Source organism: Peribacillus sp. B-H-3, assembly GCF_048572925.1.
Lineage (GTDB): Bacteria > Bacillota > Bacilli > Bacillales > DSM-1321 > Peribacillus.
Map to the genome: position 1 here is coordinate 1,993,168 of NZ_CP183879.1, position 18,101 is coordinate 2,011,268.

Genomic DNA, 18,101 nt, shown 5'->3' on the forward strand with positions numbered 1-18,101 from the left:
GAATGAACTAAAAAATAAGCATGAATGCCATTCTTTAGCCCGGCCCATTATAATAATAATTAAAGCCTTCCTGAAAAACGGTTATCAGGAAGGCTTGTCTTTTGGCAAAAGGAGCGTTCCTTGAAAGAGTTTTGGCCTTTGAAGTCAAAGTGCGCCTTCTATTCTTCCGTGCCTTATGCTGGTTGAGGGCCCCCGGGATGGGGGTCACGAAGACGTTGCCGCAGGACGCGGCGTACTTAGTCTTTGTTCTGCTATTCAGGAACTTACGCTTTTTATGAAATCCAGCTTCAGTGCCTAGCCTCTCGAGGTCATAAGTCACGCAAGAATTGAAGTCAAATTGCGCCTTCTATTCTTCCGTGCCTTATGCTGGTCGAGGCTAAACAGGCACTTACGCTTTTTTAGGATGAAGAATTTTGTTTTTTAGCTTATAATGGTTTCTAGTTGTTGAGACTTCAGTTTCCTGCCGGCTGCCTGTTTTTTTACGGAAGCCGGCTGATTAGTTAAAATCGGGTTGTTTTTAAGCGGAGAACGTTTGCTGTTTTTATATAGGAGGTTTATTTTATATTGGCTATACTACCGATTGTTATGTTTCCGGATAAAATTCTGGAACAAAAGTGTGATAAAGTTACGAATTTTGACCGAAATTTGGCCATGCTGCTAAATAATATGCACGAAACGATGATTGAAGCTGATGGGGTGGGGCTGGCTGCTCCGCAAATCGGCTTGAGGAAAATGATTGCTGTAGTCGATCTTGATGACGAATCAGGTGTAATAGAATTAATAAACCCTGTTATTGTCGAACAGGATGGAGAGCAAACCGGACCTGAAGGATGCCTTAGTTTCCCCGAGATTTATGGAGAAGTAAAACGAGCTTACAAAATAAAGGTTCAGGCACAGGACAGAAAAGGCCGGCATTACGAAATCGAAGCAGAGGATTTCCTGGCAAGGGCGATCCAGCATGAAATTGACCATTTAAATGGCATTTTATTTACAAGCAAAATTACACATTATTTAACACAAGAAGAATTGGAAGGATATGAAGAAGAATGACAAAAATCGTTTTTATGGGAACGCCTGATTTTTCGGTGCCAGTCCTTCAGCGGCTTATCACGGATGGATATGAAGTGATCGGGGTTGTCACTCAGCCTGACCGCCCGGTTGGAAGAAAAAGGGTTCTTACTCCGCCGCCAGTCAAAATCGAAGCAGAAAAACACGGAATTCCTGTATTTCAGCCGGAAAAAATCCGCGTTAAAGAAGAATTGGATAAAATAATCTCATTAAAACCGGATTTAATCGTTACAGCGGCTTTTGGACAGATTCTTCCTAATGAACTTCTTGATTCCCCGAAAATAGGCTGCATCAATGTACATGCCTCACTGCTTCCGGAACTAAGAGGAGGAGCTCCAATTCATTACGCAATCCTCCAGGGGAAAGAAAAAACCGGCATAACTATCATGTATATGGCAAAAAAATTGGATGCCGGAGATATTCTGACTAAAGCTGTAGTGGAAATTGAGGAAAATGATAATGTAGGTACGCTGCATGAAAAGCTAAGTGCTGCAGGAGCTGATTTACTATCTGAAACCATTCCTAAACTCATCAAGGGAGAATTGTCTCCAATTAAACAAAATGATGAAGAGGCTACATTTGCACCAAATATAAAGCGGGCTGATGAGAAAATAAAATGGGATCATTCAGGTGAAGATATTTATAATCAAATCCGCGGGTTGAATCCTTGGCCAATCGCTTACACTTTGATGAACGGGGAAGTTTTAAAAATCTGGGAAGCGGCAAAACTGCATACTGACAAAGAAAAAGCTCCAGGTGAAATTATTTCAATTGAAGATAATGGGATTTTAGTAGCAACCGGAAATAAGACTGCCGTATTGATCACGGAACTGCAGCCGTCCGGGAAGAAAAGAATGAGTGCAAAAGATTACTTGCGCGGTGCCGGTTCGTTTATTACAGCCGGATTGAAGTTAGGAGAAGAGAATGAGTCAATATAAGAAAAATGTCCGTGAAATAGCATTGGATGTTATAGAATCAGTTGAAAAAAATCAGGCATACAGTAACTTATTGCTGAACACTGTCATTAATAAAAATAAGCTGTCCCAAGCAGACAGCGCACTGCTTACGGAAATTGCCTATGGCACCATACAGAGGAAAATGACACTGGATTATTATTTGCAGCCGTTTATCAAGAACCAAAAGAAAACACTTTCCTGGGTCATCAATCTGCTGAGACTGTCATTGTATCAAACCGTCTACCTAGATAAGGTCCCTGATCATGCGATTATTTTCGAAGCAGTTGAAATTGCCAAGAAGCGCGGCCATAAGGGGATTTCCTCTATGGTAAATGGAGTGCTGAGAAACATTCAGCGAAATGGCGTTCCTTCATTGGAAGATATTGAAGACGAAGCAAAAAAGATATCCATTTCAACAAGCACCCCCCAATGGCTTGTTGAACGCTGGATTGGACAGCTTGGGAAAGAAAGAACAGAAGAAATGTGCGAGCTGAACCTGATTCCCCCAGTACAGACAGCAAGGGTAAATACGAAAAAAATTACCAGGGATGAGCTGATCAGCGCATTAACAGAAGAAGGGTTTCAGGTTGAGAGAAGTACCATCATTCCTGAAGCAATACATTCCCTTAGCGGAAATCTTGCTCATTCGGAAAGCTATTCAATGGGTCTACTTTCCATTCAGGATGAAAGCTCCATGATGGCTGCATATGCACTGGGAGCAAGCGGCAATGATATGGTCCTTGATTGCTGTGCGGCACCTGGAGGCAAAACGACTCATATTGCGGAAGGTTTGTCGACTGGTCAGGTTACTGCTCTTGATCTCCATGAACATAAAGTGAAGCTGATCAAAGAGCAATCAGAACGGCTGGGTCTAAAGAATATCAAAGTTTTGGCATATGACAGCAGGAAAGTGCAGGAAGTTTTTAATAAGGAAGGATTTGACCGGATCCTTGTTGATGCTCCATGTTCAGGACTTGGTGTCATGCGCAGAAAGCCTGATGTAAAGTATACAAAATCAAAAGATGATATAATGAGGCTGTCCGTTATTCAGCAAAACCTTCTCGAGGCAGCTGCACCGCTCCTCAAAAAGGGAGGAAGGCTGATTTACAGCACATGCACAGTAGATAGGGAAGAAAATGATGAAGTCGCAGAAGCATTTTTGGCGGCTAATCCCGATTTTGAAATGGATACGGAATTGAAGGACAGAATGCCGGATGGAATTAAACCATTCGCAGTTAATCATAAAATCCAGGTCTTGCCTCAGGATTTTGGCGGCGATGGCTTTTTCATTGCCAGCTTTAGAAAGAAGGTACAGTAAATGGCAGAAGTGTTAACAGCAAGAAATAAAGAAGAAAAATCTCAGGAGAAGCCTTCCATCTATTCACTTGAGCTGCATCAGTTAAGGGAGTGGCTTTCAGGAAACGGTGAAAAGCCATTCAGGGCAGAACAGGTATATGACTGGCTTTACAAAAAAAGAGTCGGAAGCTTTGAAGAAATGTCCAATTTAAATAAAGGGCTGCGCGACAAATTAGAGGATAGCTTTTCCATAACAACTCTAAATACTTTAATACAGCAAACATCAAATGATGGCACAATCAAGTTTTTATTCGAACTCCATGACGGATATTCCATTGAAACAGTTTTAATGCGCCATGAATATGGTAATTCGGTTTGTGTCACGACACAGGTAGGGTGCCGGATTGGCTGTACATTCTGTGCTTCCACGCTTGGAGGATTAAAACGGAATCTTGAAGCAGGAGAAATCGTCGCACAAGTCGTAAAAGTACAGCAGGCGCTTGATGAAGCTGGAGAAAGAGTAAGTTCTGTCGTTATAATGGGTATAGGTGAACCGTTTGACAATTATGACCATATGCTTTCATTCCTTAAAAATATTAATCACGAAAAAGGATTGAATATCGGTGCCCGCCATATCACGGTTTCAACGAGCGGAATCATCCCAAAAATTTATAAGTTTGCGGATGAAGAAATGCAGATTAACTTTGCCATTTCCCTGCATGCCCCAAATTCGGAGCTTAGAAGCAAGCTTATGCCGATCAACCGTGCCTATAAGCTTCCAGATCTTATCGAAGCTGTGAAATATTATACAGAAAAGACAGGCAGAAGAATCAGCTTTGAATACGGCCTGTTTGGCGGTGAAAACGATCAGGTAGAGCATGCAGAAGAGCTTGCAAGGCTGATTAAAGGCATTAAGTGCCATGTGAATTTAATCCCGGTTAACTATGTGCCGGAACGCAACTATGTGAGAACACCTCGGGAACAAATTTTCCTTTTTGAAAAAACGCTGAAAAACCATGGTGTCAACGTTACGATCCGTAGGGAACAAGGCTCGGATATTGACGCTGCATGCGGCCAGCTTCGCGCTAAGGAGCGAAAAGAAGAGACGAGGTGAACCTATGAAGGCAATATTTATGACAGACAGAGGAAAGGTCCGCCAGCATAATGAAGATAATGGCGGTATCTTTCTTAATCCGCAAGGCGTCCGCCTGGCCATCGTTGCAGATGGCATGGGCGGCCACCGTGCCGGTGATGTTGCCAGTGAAATGACGATTGAATTTATGAGCAAAAGCTGGTCGCAGTCTGTTGACATTCTATCTCCGGATGATGCAGAGGATTGGTTTCGCGACCACATAGTCAAAGTGAACAAACTGCTGTTTGAGCATTCGGAAAAGAACACGGAATGCCAGGGCATGGGTACAACCATTGTTGCTGCCATATGTACGGAAGCTTTTATTACGATCGCCAATATAGGTGACAGCAGATGCTATTTATTTGACGGAAGCGAATTCAGGCAGGTTACTGAAGATCATTCTTTGGTTAATGAGCTTGTCCGTTCTGGGCAGATTTCGAGGGAAGATGCAGAGCATCATCCGCGGAAGAATGTTTTATTGCGCGCTTTGGGAACAGAATTATATGTAGAGATTGATATAACGACCATTTACATGAATCGGGGCAGCATGCTTTTATTATGCTCTGACGGCCTGTCCAATAAACTAAATGCAGATGATATGAAAAATATTGTGCTGAGAGAAAAGCAGCTCCAGGATAAAGCGGATTCTTTGATCGGCCAGGCCAATCAGAATGGCGGAGAAGACAATATCACCCTAGTGCTTGTTGAATTTTCGAATGAAAGCGAAAGCGGGTGAGTGGTATGCTGATCGGTAAAAGAATTAATGGCCGCTACAAGCTGTTGGATATGGTTGGCGGCGGAGGAATGGCCAATGTGTACCTGGCAAGGGATATGATCCTTGAACGCGAGGTGGCATTAAAAATTCTGCGCATGGATTTTAACAATGATGAAGAATTCATCAAACGTTTTAATCGTGAAGCCCAATCTGCAACTAGCCTTGCCCACCCTAATATTGTGAGTATATATGACGTCGGGGAAGAAGACGATATCTACTATATCGTGATGGAATATGTTAATGGCCTGACATTAAAGCAATACATACAAAAGCATTATCCTGTTCCGATAAGAAAAGCGCTGGATATTATGAAACAAATTACCGCAGCCATTTCACATGCCCATCATAATGGGATTATCCACCGGGATATTAAGCCGCAAAACATTCTTATTGATGAACAGGGAACCGTGAAAATCACGGACTTTGGCATAGCCATGGCACTCAGTTCCACAAATATCACCCAGACAAATGCTGTTCTGGGATCAGTCCATTACCTTTCTCCAGAACAGGCCAGAGGAGGAATGGCTAATAAAAAGTCTGATATTTACTCCCTTGGGATTGTTATGTTTGAACTTCTGACTGGAAGGCTGCCGTTTTCCGGGGAATCTGCTGTTTCTATTGCCCTTAAACATCTTCAATCAGAAACCCCGTCGCCAAAGCGCTGGAATCCGGCAATCCCGCAAAGTGTAGAAAATATTATTTTAAAAGCCACTGCCAAAGACTCCTATTACCGCTATGAAAGTGTAGATGCAATGGAAGAGGACATCAGAAGTGCCCTGGACCCCGAGAGGCAGAATGAAAAGCCCTTCATCATCCCAATGGATGATGATGCTACCAAAGCTATCCCGATCATAACCCAAGACAGCATTTCCAATTATGATGAAACAATTGTCAGGGGACATGAGAATGCTGCGGATCCTGGGGATAAACAGGCAGTGGCCAAGGAACCAGAGCCCGCGGCCAAACCTGAAGGAAAAAAGCTAAACAGCAAGAAGAAAAAGAAAATCAAGAAAAGACGGAAAAGGCTACCTGTTATTCTAATCACTACTTTTGTGGTATTAGCCTTGCTCGGAGTAATGTCCCTTACAGTATTCCCTAACCTGTTTGCTGCAAAAGAAATCAAGATTCCAAGTGTTAAAAATGAAAATCTTGATGATGCCATGACTCTTTTGCTCGATAAGGGATTGGCAATAGGAAACACTATAAAGCTTGAAGATGAAAATGTTCAAGATGGAAAGGTAATCAAGACAGATCCGGCAGAAGGCCAGGTAGTCAAAGAAGGAACAGAAGTGAATATCTACCAAAGTACTGGCAGGGAAAAGACCGATGTCACGGATTATACGGACATGGATATCGATGATGTAAGATCCAGCCTTAAAAAGATGGGTATCAAAGATATAAACATCACAGAAGAATATGATGACAGCGATGCAGGTACCATCCTTTCGCAATATCCTGGAGCCGGATTGAAAATTGTGCCTTCGGATACAGTGTTTGATTTTACAGTAAGCAAGGGTCCGGAAAAAATAACTTTACGAGATTTAACAAAGTACAGTAAAGCGAGCCTGGATGATTATGAAGCAGAAACGGGTATTACCATCAATTCAGATAAAGCAGAGTATAATGATGCCATTTCTGAAGGTTTGGTCATATCCCAGTCCCCTTCTGCCGGCACGGGGATTGAAAAAGGCAGCACAGTCAGTGTTGTACTTTCAAAAGGGGCTAAGGAACCGCCACCTAAAACGGTCAGCAAAGAAATTTCTATCGACTATGAACCAGATACCGAAGGGAAATCCCAGCTGGTGAAAATTTATATAAGTGACCTGACAAGAACCATGAAGGAGCCGGCAGATAGCTTTTCAATCACCCGTCCTGCCAAAAGAACGATTGAGCTTACAATTCCTTTTAACGATAAAGCAGAAATCAAAGTAATGAGAGACGATCAGGTCATCTTGGACGAACCGGTACCATATCCGGAAGATTGATTTTAAAAAAGGAGTGAGGCTATGCCGGAGGGCAAAATTATAAAAGCACTAAGCGGTTTTTACTATGTGCTGGACGGCGAGAATGTGATTCAATGCCGAGGCAGGGGAGTATTCCGTCTGAATAAAGTGAATCCGCTTGTTGGCGACTCAGTTGTCTATCAGGCTGAAAACCCCACGGACGGCTATATTTTAGAAGTGAAAGACCGGAAAAATGAGCTGGTACGGCCGCCAATAGCCAATATAGATCAGGCCATCCTTGTATTTTCTGCGGTCGAGCCTGACTTCAGCACGGCACTGCTGGACCGTTTTTTGGCCCTGATAGAAGATAATGAAGTTGAGCCGATTATTTGTATCAGCAAAATGGACTTGCTGCAGGAGTCCAAGATACAAGAAATTGAAAAATATATCGCCGATTATAAAAAAACTGGATATGCAGTGATCACTACTTCTTCAAAAACAAACGAAGGGATTGAAAAGCTGCAGCCGTATTTGCAGGGTAAAACCAGTGTTTTTGCAGGGCAGTCCGGCGTAGGGAAATCATCCTTGCTGAATGCCATGAAGCCCGAACTCAAACTTAAGACAAATGATATCTCATCACATCTTGGCCGGGGAAAGCACACAACCCGGCATGTTGAACTGATCCATGTAGGTTCTGGACTTGTGGCGGATACGCCAGGTTTCAGTTCGCTTGATTTCCTGGAGATGGAGGCTGAAAGGCTTTCATATTGTTTTCCTGAAATCTATCAGACAGGCGAGCGCTGCAAGTTCCGCGGATGCCTTCATGACAAAGAACCAAAGTGTGCAGTAAAAGAAGCTGTAGAAAGCGGAGAAATACCTCAATACAGGTACAATCATTATCTGCAGTTTTTAGAAGAAATAAAAGACAGAAAGCCGAGGTACTAATAATGGTTAAAATCGCACCATCAATCTTATCAGCAGATTTTGCAAAATTGGGGGCAGAAATCACGGATGTCGAAAAAGGAGGAGCGGACTTTATTCATGTTGATGTAATGGATGGAAAATTTGTTCCAAATATTACAATTGGCCCGCTGATTGTTGATGCAATCCGTCCAGTTACCAAACTGCCTCTGGATGTTCATTTAATGATTGAAGACCCTGATTCATACATTGAAGCTTTCGCGAAGGCAGGCGCAGATATTCTGACTGTGCATGTAGAGTGCTGCAGACATCTGCACCGCACTATCCAATTGATTAAATCTCATGGAGTGAAGGCGGGAGTGGTCTTGAACCCGGCTACTCCGGTTTCGACTATACAGCATGTTATCAATGACATTGATATGGTATTGCTGATGACAGTGAATCCTGGCTTTGGAGGCCAAAAGTTCATTGAATCTGTATTGCCTAAAATTTCTGAAGTCAAAGCATTGGCCGAGGAAAAAGGAGCTGCAATTGACATTGAAGTCGATGGCGGTGTGAATGAGGAAACGGCAAGGCTATGTGTCGAACATGGAGCAACTGTCTTAGTTGCGGGATCGGCTGTTTTTAATCAGGAAGACCGGAAAGCTGCCATCGGAAAACTCCGCAGCTAATCGCAAGAAAGCCGGACTTTAAGCATGTAATGGTTTATAGGCATCACTTGCCTGCCATATTCTGCTTAAAGGCGGCTTTTTTGTTATAGGCTCAGTTACATATTAACGAGACTTTATGATGATTTGTAAAGGCGGCGGCTGAAGCGGGAAACAATAGGCAAAAATAACAGAGCTTAATATATAAAAAAGGGAGGTTTAACATGATTATTTGCATGCTGGCAGGAGGACCTGTTCATTTATTGCCTGATCTTCTTCCTTATAAAAATAAGGCGGACGTGTGGGTTGGGGCAGACAGAGGTGTGCATCATCTGCTCGAAAGCGGGATTGTTCCTGATGCGGCATTTGGTGACTTTGATTCTGTAACTGAAGGAGAACTGGAAAACATCCAGCAGAAACTCGAAAATCTGAAGGTATATCCTTCAGAGAAAAATGAGTCGGACCTGGAGCTTGCCTTTCAATGGGCAATCCGGCAAAAACCAGAAGAAATTTATATTTTGGGGGCAACAGGAGGGCGGCTGGACCACTTTTTCGGAAACATGCAGCTTCTGCTTAAAGAATCAATCCTTCCGCTGCATAACTCTATTTCCATATACATTGCAGATAAACAAAATACAATCACGGTTAAAACACCGGGAACATATCAAATCGGCCGTGATCCCGAAAAAAAATACATTTCCTTTATCCCGGCGGCAAGCTGTATTGAAGGGTTAACGCTTCAAGGCTTTAAGTATCCGCTCGAAAACCGCCGTGTAAAGAGAGGCTCTACTCTTTGTGTCAGCAATGAACTAATTTCTGATATTGGTCATCTTTCCTTTTCTGAGGGCATATTATTGGTGATAAGAAGCAGTGATTAAAATTCACGCTTGAATGAGGATACGGACTTATTTTATTTCCTATATCCCTATTTTGGCTTATCTCGTAAAATGCAGATTCGCTTGTAAAAAGAAGCGGTTTACAGAGGAGGGGCATTATGAAGTTTTATACAATTAAGCTGCCAAAGGTGCTGGGAGGCCTGGTAAGGGCCATGCTTGGAGCGTTTAAAAAAGGCTGACATACTGCAAAACTGCTATAGCATCCTCTGCGGGGGGTGCTATTTTTTGATGCTTCAGTAAATTAAATGCTCTATAAACTAAAGAAGGATTGAGAAAGGCCGGAGGCGGGTTTTATCTTGTTTCACTGGGCCGGCAAGGAGAGGAGGCACAGGATGAGGAAAAGGAGCGGACAAACAGGAAGAGTAACAAAATAGAAAAAAGGCACCCTTTCTGGAAGGATGCCTGTACATTATACGCGTTCTACTTTGCCTGATTTAAGAGCTCTTGCAGAAACGTATACACGTTTAGGTTTGCCATCAACTAAAATACGCACCTTTTGAAGATTAGCGCCCCAAGTACGCTTGTTAGCGTTCATTGCGTGTGAGCGTTTGTTACCAGAACGAGTTTTTCTTCCTGTGATTACACATTGACGTGCCATGTTAAATTCCCTCCTAACTACAGCAAGCTTAAGTTACAATCAATCTTAAGTCTTTAGAAATACTTTAATAATTTACCATACCTAAAACGATAATGCAATACTTCTGTGCATTACTTTCAAGAAAAATACCTTGACATAGACTTAGGGGGATTGATTTATAATAGTACCGTAAGACAATAGCTTTTAAATGACCTGACATTATAGTAAAATGTTTTATAGCTAATAAGAGTTTTGGGAGGGGGAACGTATTATGTCAATCGAATTACAAACGAAATTTGGGCAAATTGATATATCAACAGATGTCATTGCCACTGTAGCAGGCGGCGCGGCTGTGGATTGCTACGGAATAGTCGGAATGGCATCCAAGAAACAGTTAAAGGATGGTATTACAGAAATCCTGAGAAGAGAAAACTTCACTAAAGGTGTAATCGTCCGTCAGGAAAATGGCCAAGTGCATATCGATATGTTTATCATCGTAAGCTATGGAACCAAGATTTCCGAGATTGCGCATAATGTACAATCGAAAGTAAAATACACCCTGGACAAGACGGTAGGGTTAGCTGTGGACTCTGTAAATATTTTTGTACAGGGAGTCCGCGTGACGAACCTTTAGTTAGGAGGAAAGTTAGTGTCTATTACGAATTTAAACGGACAACATTTTGCGGAAATGATTATTCAGGGTGCCAACCATTTGGCTGCCAATGCAAAAATGGTTGATGCACTGAATGTTTTCCCGGTTCCGGATGGAGATACCGGAACGAATATGAATTTATCAATGACTTCCGGAGCGAAGGAAGTAAAAAATAATGTTCAAGAACATATCGGGAAAGTCGGAGTTTCTTTATCAAGAGGCCTGCTGATGGGGGCTCGCGGCAATTCAGGAGTCATCCTCTCCCAGCTGTTTCGCGGATTTTCCAAATCTATTGAAGCAAAAGCATCCATAAGCAGTACGGAATTTGCCAAAGCTTTTCAAGATGGTGTTGAAACGGCCTATAAAGCTGTCATGAAGCCTGTGGAGGGAACAATCCTTACAGTAGCCAAGGATGCAGCAAAAGCTGGCCTGGCTGCGGCAAAACAGTACACAGACATCATTTCCGTTATGGAGGAAATAACAAAGGAAGCAAGGGCGTCCTTGGACCGCACCCCGGATCTCCTTCCAGTTCTTAAAGAAGTGGGAGTTGTTGACAGCGGGGGCCAGGGCCTTCTCCTGGTATATGAAGGGTTTCTTGCAGAATTGAAAGGCGAGAAGCTTCCTGAAACATTAAGTTTTCCTACAATGGATGAACTCGTAAGCGCCGAGCACCATATGAATGTCCAAGGGCATATGAATACAGAGGACATTGTTTACGGATATTGCACAGAATTCATGCTCAGACTGGAAAAAGATAAAACAGCCGAACATCCTTTTGATGAAGATAAATTTAAATTGGATTTAAGTGAGTATGGCGATTCTCTTCTGGTGATTTCTGATGATGAAATTGTGAAAATACATATTCACTCCGAAAAGCCTGGTTCTGTGCTGAATTACGGACAGCAGTACGGAAGCCTGATTAAACTGAAAATCGATAACATGAGAGAGCAGCATTCCGGATTAGTCGGCGAAACTCATGCTGCCCTTCAGACAGAGAACAAGCCTAAAGAAAAAGAAAAATACGGCATTGTCTCCGTTGCCATGGGTTTGGGAATCAGTGAATTATTCAAAAGTATCGGTGCAGATTCCGTGATTGAAGGCGGCCAGACTATGAATCCGAGCACTGAAGATATTGTGAAGGCCATTGAAGAGGCAAATGCCGAAAATGTCATCATTCTGCCCAATAATAAGAACATCATAATGGCTGCCCAGCAGGCGGCTGAAGTAGTTAAGGAAAATGTAATAGTCATTCCTTCCAAAACTGTTCCACAGGGCCTCTCGGCACTTCTGGCATTCAATTCTTCCAGGGGGACTGAAGAAAACGAGAGTGCTATGGCAGAAGCTCTGGCCCATGTGAAAACTGGGCAAGTGACGTATGCTGTGCGGGACACCAGCATAGATGGACTTGAAATCGAAAAAGGAGATTTCATGGGTCTTGAAGAAGGTAAAATAATAGTAAAAAGCAAGAATAAATTAGATGCCGCTAAGGATTTGCTTTCACGTTTGATTGACGAAGATTCCGAAATTCTGACCATTTTGTCCGGTGAAGAAGCGTCTCAGGAAGAAGTCAGCGAGCTTGCGGCTTATTGCAGCGAAATGTTTGAAGACGTAGAAATAGAATTGCATAATGGAAAACAGCCGTTATATCCTTTTATATTCTCGATTGAATAAGAGAATTTCTGGAGAAAAGAAGCCGTCCAAGGAACACAAAAGTAAAATTCCATGCGCCAGCTTTAGAAATGATTTGCTCCTTTAACGGGGAAAGAAGTAAAATAGAACTGCATATGCCTGGAGGCTATGCAGTTTTATTGTGCATGAGGCCGAATATTCCCAGCTTACATCAGGAATCCCAGGACTCTATTGAGGAGGCAGAATATGAAATATAAAAGTGTTTTTGATATAATAGGACCAGTGATGATCGGGCCATCAAGTTCCCATACTGCAGGTGCAGCCAGAATTGGAAGGGTAGCCAGGAACTTATTCGGCAGGGAACCAAAATGGGCAGAGATATCATTTTACGGCTCTTTTGCAAAAACCTACAAAGGGCATGGGACAGATGTTGCGATTGTCGGCGGACTTCTGGATTTTGATACCTATGATGAACGTATAAAAGAATCGCTGACCCTGGCAAAAGGAAATGGCATGAAAGTAAAATTCCATGAAGAAGATGCAGTGATGGACCACCCTAACACAGCGAAAATTGTGATGGGCGACGATGCAGGCGAATTGGAGCTTGTCGGAATATCCATCGGAGGGGGAAAGATTGAAATCATTGAATTGAATGGCTTCCAGCTTAATCTTTCCGGCCACCATCCCGCGATCCTGGTTGTCCATAATGACCGTTTCGGAGCGATTGCAAATGTGTCCAATATACTGGCCAAGCATCAGATCAATATTGGGAAGATGGATGTATCCCGCAAAGAAAAGGGCAAAATGGCATTAATGACCATTGAAGTTGATCATAATATTGAAAATCATATATTGCAGGAAATAGCAGAAGTACCTGATATTACACAGGTTGCGAGGGTTTCAGATTGATAGGTTAAAAAATATGAAAACGTTTGCATGCAAATGATGGGGAGGACAATAAAATTGTTTCGTAATGTCGCTGAGCTGGTAGAACTGGCTCAATCTCAGAATAAAAAAATATCCGCTATCATGATTGAACAGGAAATGGAAGTAACGGGCAGATCCCGGGAACAAGTGATCGAACTTATGGAAACCAACCTGGATGTCATGGAAAAGGCAGTTGAAAGAGGCCTTCAGGGTGTACAGTCCCATTCTGGACTGACTGGAGGTGACGCAGTACTTCTTCAGGAGTATATAAAAAAAGGGAACTTTCTTTCAGGTGAGCTGCTTTTGGACGCTGTAAGCAAGGCTGTTGCAACCAATGAAGTAAATGCTGCAATGGGAACGATCTGCGCCACACCGACTGCAGGTTCTGCAGGAGTAGTGCCTGGCACATTATTTGCCATCCAAAGGAAGCTTAATCCTACACGTGAGCAGAAGATCGAATTTTTATTTGCTGCAGGAGCATTCGGCTTTGTAGTGGCCAATAATGCATCCATTTCAGGAGCGGCAGGAGGGTGCCAGGCGGAGGTAGGCTCTGCTTCCGGAATGGCCGCGGCTGCAATTGTGGAAATGGCAGGGGGATCTCCTGCACAAAGTGCGGAGGCTATGGCCATTACACTGAAAAATATGCTGGGCCTTGTATGCGATCCTGTAGCCGGTTTGGTTGAAGTTCCTTGCGTGAAAAGAAATGCAATGGGAGCAGCCAATGCCATGGTTGCAGCAGATATGGCATTAGCCGGTATTACCAGCAGAATTCCATGCGATGAGGTTATTGATGCCATGTACAAAATTGGACAGACAATGCCCGTGGCACTGCGGGAAACTGCACAGGGAGGGTTGGCGGCAACACCGACCGGCCGTGAAATTGAGGCACGGATTTATGGTCTTCCGCTAAATAAGAAGTGAGCAAATCAATGAATGACCCCATTACCTTAATAAAGGGAATTGGAGAAGAAACGGCTGCTGCATTAAACGAAATGAATGTTTTTAAGGTGGCTGACCTGCTGGATTATCTTCCTTTCCGATATGAAGATTATCGCTTGAAGGATCTTGAGGCAGCAGAGCATGATGAAAAAGTGACTGTTGAAGGAAAACTCCATAGTGAGCCACTGTTAAGTTATTTCGGCAGGAAAAAATCAAGGCTGACAATCAAGCTTCTGGTTGGCAGGATCCTTGTTACGGTCATATATTTTAATCAGCCTTATCTTAAGAACAAGATGCATATCAATGATATCGTCACAGTTACCGGGAAATGGGACCGCAATCGGCAGACAATTACGGGAAGCGAGTGCCAGCTTGGCCCTTACCAAAAAGAAAAAGAATATGAACCGGTCTATTCGGTACATGGGAATATTACGGTAAAAGCTCTTCGCCGTTATATTACAAAGGCGTTTGCAGAGTATGGAAAGCAGGTGCAGGAAAACCTGCCCAAGCAGATAGTCGAGCAATACCGGCTGATGCCAAGGGGGGATGCTCTGCATTCCATGCATTTTCCTTTGTCGGCAAGTGATGTTAAACAGGCAAGAAGAAGATTTGTATATGAAGAGTTTTTGCTCTTCCAGCTTAAAATGCAGGCCATCCGCAAAATTCAGCGGGAGCAATCTAAAGGGATTCAGCAGAATTACAATCTTAAAAATGTTAAAAACTTTATTGAATCCCTTCCTTTTTCATTGACCGGAGCACAAAAACGGGTGGTAAATGAAATACTCTCTGATTTAAAGTCTCCATACAGAATGAACAGGCTGCTGCAGGGCGATGTTGGTTCTGGAAAGACGGCAGTGGCCGCCATTGCTCTATTTGCAGCCGTTTCTGCGGGCTATCAAGGTGCATTAATGGTTCCTACTGAGATACTGGCTGAGCAGCACGCGCGTTCTTTGAATAACATGCTGGCGCCTTCTGGCATCAGGACAGCGATGCTTACAAGTTCAGTCAAGGGCAAAAAGCGGCGGGAGCTTTTAAGTTCCCTGGCTTGCGGCGAATTGGATATTCTGATCGGCACCCATGCACTGATACAGGATGAAGTGAATTTTTCAAAACTTGGCCTTGTGATTACAGATGAACAGCACCGCTTTGGTGTCCAGCAGCGCAAAGTGCTCAGGGAAAAGGGGGAAACACCTGATGTGCTTTTCATGACGGCAACTCCTATCCCAAGAACACTTGCGATTACAGCATTTGGCGAAATGGACGTTTCAACAATCGATGAGATGCCTGCAGGGCGCAAAGTTATTGAAACCTATTGGGCTAAACACGATATGCTTGACAGGATCCTTTCATTTGTTGAAAAAGAATTAAAGCAGGGGCGCCAGGCTTATGTGATTTGCCCCTTAATTGAGGAATCAGAAAAGCTTGATTTGCAAAATGTGCTTGATGTCCATTCCATGCTCAACCAATATTTCGTACCGAGGTATAGGGTAGGCCTTATGCATGGCCGCTTGCCTGCTGCTGAAAAAGATGCGGTCATGAACGAATTCAGCCAAAATGAAGTTCAAATCCTCGTTTCTACCACCGTGGTTGAAGTCGGTGTCAATGTTCCCAATGCAACTGTAATGGTCATCTATGATGCAGAGCGATTCGGTCTGGCACAGCTCCATCAGCTTAGAGGAAGAGTCGGCCGCGGATCTGACCAGTCCTATTGTATATTGCTTGCGGATCCTAAAACGGAAACAGGCAAAGAAAGAATGAAAATCATGTCCGAAACCAATGATGGCTTTGTCCTATCTGAAAAAGACCTCGAGCTTCGGGGGCCTGGTGACTTTTTTGGAAAAAAACAAAGCGGCGTGCCTGAGTTTAAAGTAGCAGATATGGTTCATGATTACAGAACGCTTGAGGTGGCCAGAAATGATGCGGCGAAACTGATTAGCTCAGACAGCTTTTGGCATGATCCGGAATACGGTTCCTTAAGAAAGCATCTTGAAGATACCGGTGTATTAAAAGGGGAAAAGTTAGACTGATAGTCTCACAGAAAGCTTTAGTTAATCAGGAGGCATACGGCTTTATTAAGGCAGAATGCAGGATGTCGTATCTTGCATTCTGCTTTTTTTATCTATATACTACTATTAGTACCTAGTCTTAATACTGTGGATGGTGACCTTCAATGCGAAGAAATAAGAAGGAACGCCAGCAGCTTTTAATCGAAACGATTAATGAAAATCCTTTTATCACGGATGAGGAGCTGGCTGAGAAATTTTCGGTGAGCGTCCAGACTGTAAGGCTGGATCGTCTGGAATTATCTATTCCAGAGCTGCGGGAAAGAATAAAAAACGTGGCCGAGAAAAGATTCAGCGACGAAATCCGGTCTTTGCCATTGGATGAGGTCATCGGGGACGTGATTGATATAAATCTCGATCGGCATGCGATATCTATATTGGATATAGGACAAGAGCATGTTTTTAAACGCAATAAAATTGCAAGGGGGCATCATTTGTTTGCCCAGGCCAATTCGCTTGCTGTTGCGGTCATTAATGATGAACTGGCGCTAACCGCAAAGGCTACTATTTTATTTACACGTTCCGTGAAAGAAAATGAAAGAGTCATAGCAAAGGCGGCTGTGAAAGATCTGGAACACTCAGGAGACAGGACAACGGTCGAAGTGAATAGCTTTGTCGGAAACGAACTGGTTTTTAAAGGGGAGTTCGAAATGTTCCGTTCTCATCACCAGGAAAAGGATGAAGAAAGATGAAAATAGCAATTGATGCCATGGGCGGAGATCATGCGCCCAAGGAAACTGTACTTGGCGCGATGAAGGCTGTACAGGAGTTTTCCGATATAGAAATCCTGCTGGTTGGAAATGAACCAGAAATCAATCAATATTTAAATGCACATCCAAGGATCAGTGTCCTGCATACCGAGGAAAAGATTTTAAGCACGGATGAACCTGTCCGGGCAGTTCGCCGCAAGAAGAACAGCTCTATGGTTCTTGCAGCACAGCATGTTGCAGACGGAAAAGCGGATGCATGCATTTCGGCTGGAAATACTGGGGCCTTAATGGCTTCCGGATTATTTGTGGTCGGCCGCATCGAGGGGATAGAGCGGCCAGCATTAGCCCCTACACTTCCAACCATAGACGGCAGCGGCTTTGTTCTCCTTGATGCCGGGGCAAATGCTGATGCGCGCCCTGAACATCTTGTTCAATATGCAATCATGGGCTCGATATATGCGCAAAAGGTCAGGAATATCGAAAAACCGAGAGTGGGACTTTTGAATATAGGAACAGAAGAGAAAAAAGGAAATGAACTGACTAAGCAGGCATATGGGCTCTTGAAAGAATCCGGGATTCATTTTATCGGAAATGTTGAATCGAGGGATTTGCTTCAAGGTGCTGCTGATGTTGTTGTAACCGATGGATTTACGGGGAATATGGTTTTGAAAACGATAGAAGGAACGGCATTGTCTGTCTTTTCTATGTTAAAAACCGCATTGACTGCCAGCTTTAAGAGCAAACTTGCTGCAGGAGTCCTGAAACCCCAATTGAAAGAATTGAAAAATCAGATGGATTACTCTGAATATGGCGGGGCGGCTTTGTTCGGTTTAAAGGCACCGGTCATTAAAGCGCATGGCTCATCAGATGCCAACGCTTTTTATAACAGCATCCGCCAGACGCGTGATATGGTCGGGAATGAGATGGTCAAAACCATCAGCAAGGTGATTGAAGTAAACTAAAAGAAGAT

The 18,101-nt window shown here is 43.4% G+C and carries 18 protein-coding genes; 17 read left to right on the forward strand and 1 reads right to left on the reverse strand.

Features of this window, described 5'->3' with window-relative positions; genetic code table 11:
* The first annotated feature begins 564 nt into the window (after positions 1–564).
* The 10 genes from def (at position 565) to spoVM (ending at position 9,813) form a co-directional block, all read left to right on the forward strand.
* Complete coding sequence (def, locus tag ACN6MY_RS09870; RefSeq protein ID WP_419883788.1) at positions 565–1,050, forward strand: peptide deformylase; 486 nt, start codon at positions 565–567, stop codon at positions 1,048–1,050.
* Positions 1,047–2,006 (forward strand): methionyl-tRNA formyltransferase, encoded by a 960-nt coding sequence (fmt, locus tag ACN6MY_RS09875; RefSeq protein ID WP_419883789.1) that lies wholly within the window; start codon positions 1,047–1,049, stop codon positions 2,004–2,006. Before def ends, fmt begins: the two co-directional genes overlap by 4 nt.
* Positions 1,993–3,342 (forward strand): 16S rRNA (cytosine(967)-C(5))-methyltransferase RsmB, encoded by a 1,350-nt coding sequence (rsmB, locus tag ACN6MY_RS09880; RefSeq protein WP_419883790.1) that lies wholly within the window; start codon positions 1,993–1,995, stop codon positions 3,340–3,342. The genes fmt and rsmB overlap by 14 nt, the downstream gene beginning before the upstream one ends.
* Positions 3,343–4,434, forward strand: coding sequence for a 23S rRNA (adenine(2503)-C(2))-methyltransferase RlmN (rlmN, locus tag ACN6MY_RS09885; protein ID WP_419883791.1), 1,092 nt, complete (start codon positions 3,343–3,345; stop codon positions 4,432–4,434).
* Positions 4,435–4,438: 4 nt separating this feature from the next.
* A complete protein-coding gene (locus ACN6MY_RS09890) occupies positions 4,439–5,188 on the forward strand; it encodes a Stp1/IreP family PP2C-type Ser/Thr phosphatase (protein ID WP_419883792.1) in 750 nt (249 codons plus the stop codon).
* Between the two features lie 5 nt (positions 5,189–5,193).
* A complete protein-coding gene (pknB, locus tag ACN6MY_RS09895) occupies positions 5,194–7,212 on the forward strand; it encodes a Stk1 family PASTA domain-containing Ser/Thr kinase (RefSeq protein WP_419883793.1) in 2,019 nt (672 codons plus the stop codon).
* Between the two features lie 21 nt (positions 7,213–7,233).
* Entirely contained in the window at positions 7,234–8,115 is an 882-nt protein-coding gene (rsgA, locus tag ACN6MY_RS09900; RefSeq protein WP_419883794.1) for a ribosome small subunit-dependent GTPase A, read from the forward strand.
* Positions 8,116–8,117: 2 nt separating this feature from the next.
* On the forward strand, positions 8,118–8,762 hold the full coding sequence (gene rpe / locus ACN6MY_RS09905; RefSeq protein ID WP_419883795.1) for a ribulose-phosphate 3-epimerase: 645 nt from the start codon (positions 8,118–8,120) through the stop codon (positions 8,760–8,762).
* Between the two features lie 200 nt (positions 8,763–8,962).
* Complete coding sequence (locus ACN6MY_RS09910) at positions 8,963–9,616, forward strand: thiamine diphosphokinase (protein WP_419883796.1); 654 nt, start codon at positions 8,963–8,965, stop codon at positions 9,614–9,616.
* A gap of 116 nt (positions 9,617–9,732) precedes the next feature.
* The gene (gene spoVM / locus ACN6MY_RS09915) at positions 9,733–9,813 is read left to right on the forward strand and encodes a stage V sporulation protein SpoVM (protein WP_046522178.1); all 81 of its coding nucleotides are present in this window, start codon (positions 9,733–9,735) and stop codon (positions 9,811–9,813) included.
* 230 nt (positions 9,814–10,043) lie between these two features.
* Here the strand turns inward: spoVM and rpmB are convergent, their stop codons facing one another.
* Positions 10,044–10,232 (reverse strand): 50S ribosomal protein L28, encoded by a 189-nt coding sequence (rpmB, locus tag ACN6MY_RS09920; RefSeq protein WP_028392895.1) that lies wholly within the window; start codon positions 10,230–10,232, stop codon positions 10,044–10,046.
* A gap of 250 nt (positions 10,233–10,482) precedes the next feature.
* Between rpmB and ACN6MY_RS09925 the strand changes: the two genes are divergently transcribed.
* From ACN6MY_RS09925 to plsX, 7 genes are all read left to right on the forward strand, one after another.
* Positions 10,483–10,845: an Asp23/Gls24 family envelope stress response protein gene (locus ACN6MY_RS09925; RefSeq protein ID WP_419883797.1), complete on the forward strand. Its 363-nt coding sequence runs from the start codon at positions 10,483–10,485 to the stop codon at positions 10,843–10,845.
* A 15-nt stretch (positions 10,846–10,860) separates the two neighbouring features.
* On the forward strand, positions 10,861–12,534 hold the full coding sequence (locus tag ACN6MY_RS09930; RefSeq protein WP_419883798.1) for a DAK2 domain-containing protein: 1,674 nt from the start codon (positions 10,861–10,863) through the stop codon (positions 12,532–12,534).
* 204 nt (positions 12,535–12,738) lie between these two features.
* Positions 12,739–13,401: an L-serine ammonia-lyase, iron-sulfur-dependent subunit beta gene (gene sdaAB, locus ACN6MY_RS09935; RefSeq protein ID WP_419883799.1), complete on the forward strand. Its 663-nt coding sequence runs from the start codon at positions 12,739–12,741 to the stop codon at positions 13,399–13,401.
* Between the two features lie 54 nt (positions 13,402–13,455).
* Positions 13,456–14,340, forward strand: a complete 885-nt coding sequence (gene sdaAA / locus ACN6MY_RS09940; protein WP_090988118.1) for an L-serine ammonia-lyase, iron-sulfur-dependent, subunit alpha — start codon at positions 13,456–13,458, stop codon at positions 14,338–14,340.
* Positions 14,337–16,385, forward strand: a complete 2,049-nt coding sequence (recG, locus tag ACN6MY_RS09945; protein WP_419883800.1) for an ATP-dependent DNA helicase RecG — start codon at positions 14,337–14,339, stop codon at positions 16,383–16,385. The genes sdaAA and recG overlap by 4 nt, the downstream gene beginning before the upstream one ends.
* Before the next feature lie 143 nt (positions 16,386–16,528).
* On the forward strand, positions 16,529–17,113 hold the full coding sequence (gene fapR / locus ACN6MY_RS09950; protein ID WP_419883801.1) for a transcription factor FapR: 585 nt from the start codon (positions 16,529–16,531) through the stop codon (positions 17,111–17,113).
* Entirely contained in the window at positions 17,110–18,093 is a 984-nt protein-coding gene (gene plsX, locus ACN6MY_RS09955) for a phosphate acyltransferase PlsX (protein WP_419883802.1), read from the forward strand. The genes fapR and plsX overlap by 4 nt, the downstream gene beginning before the upstream one ends.
* Positions 18,094–18,101 lie beyond the last annotated feature (8 nt).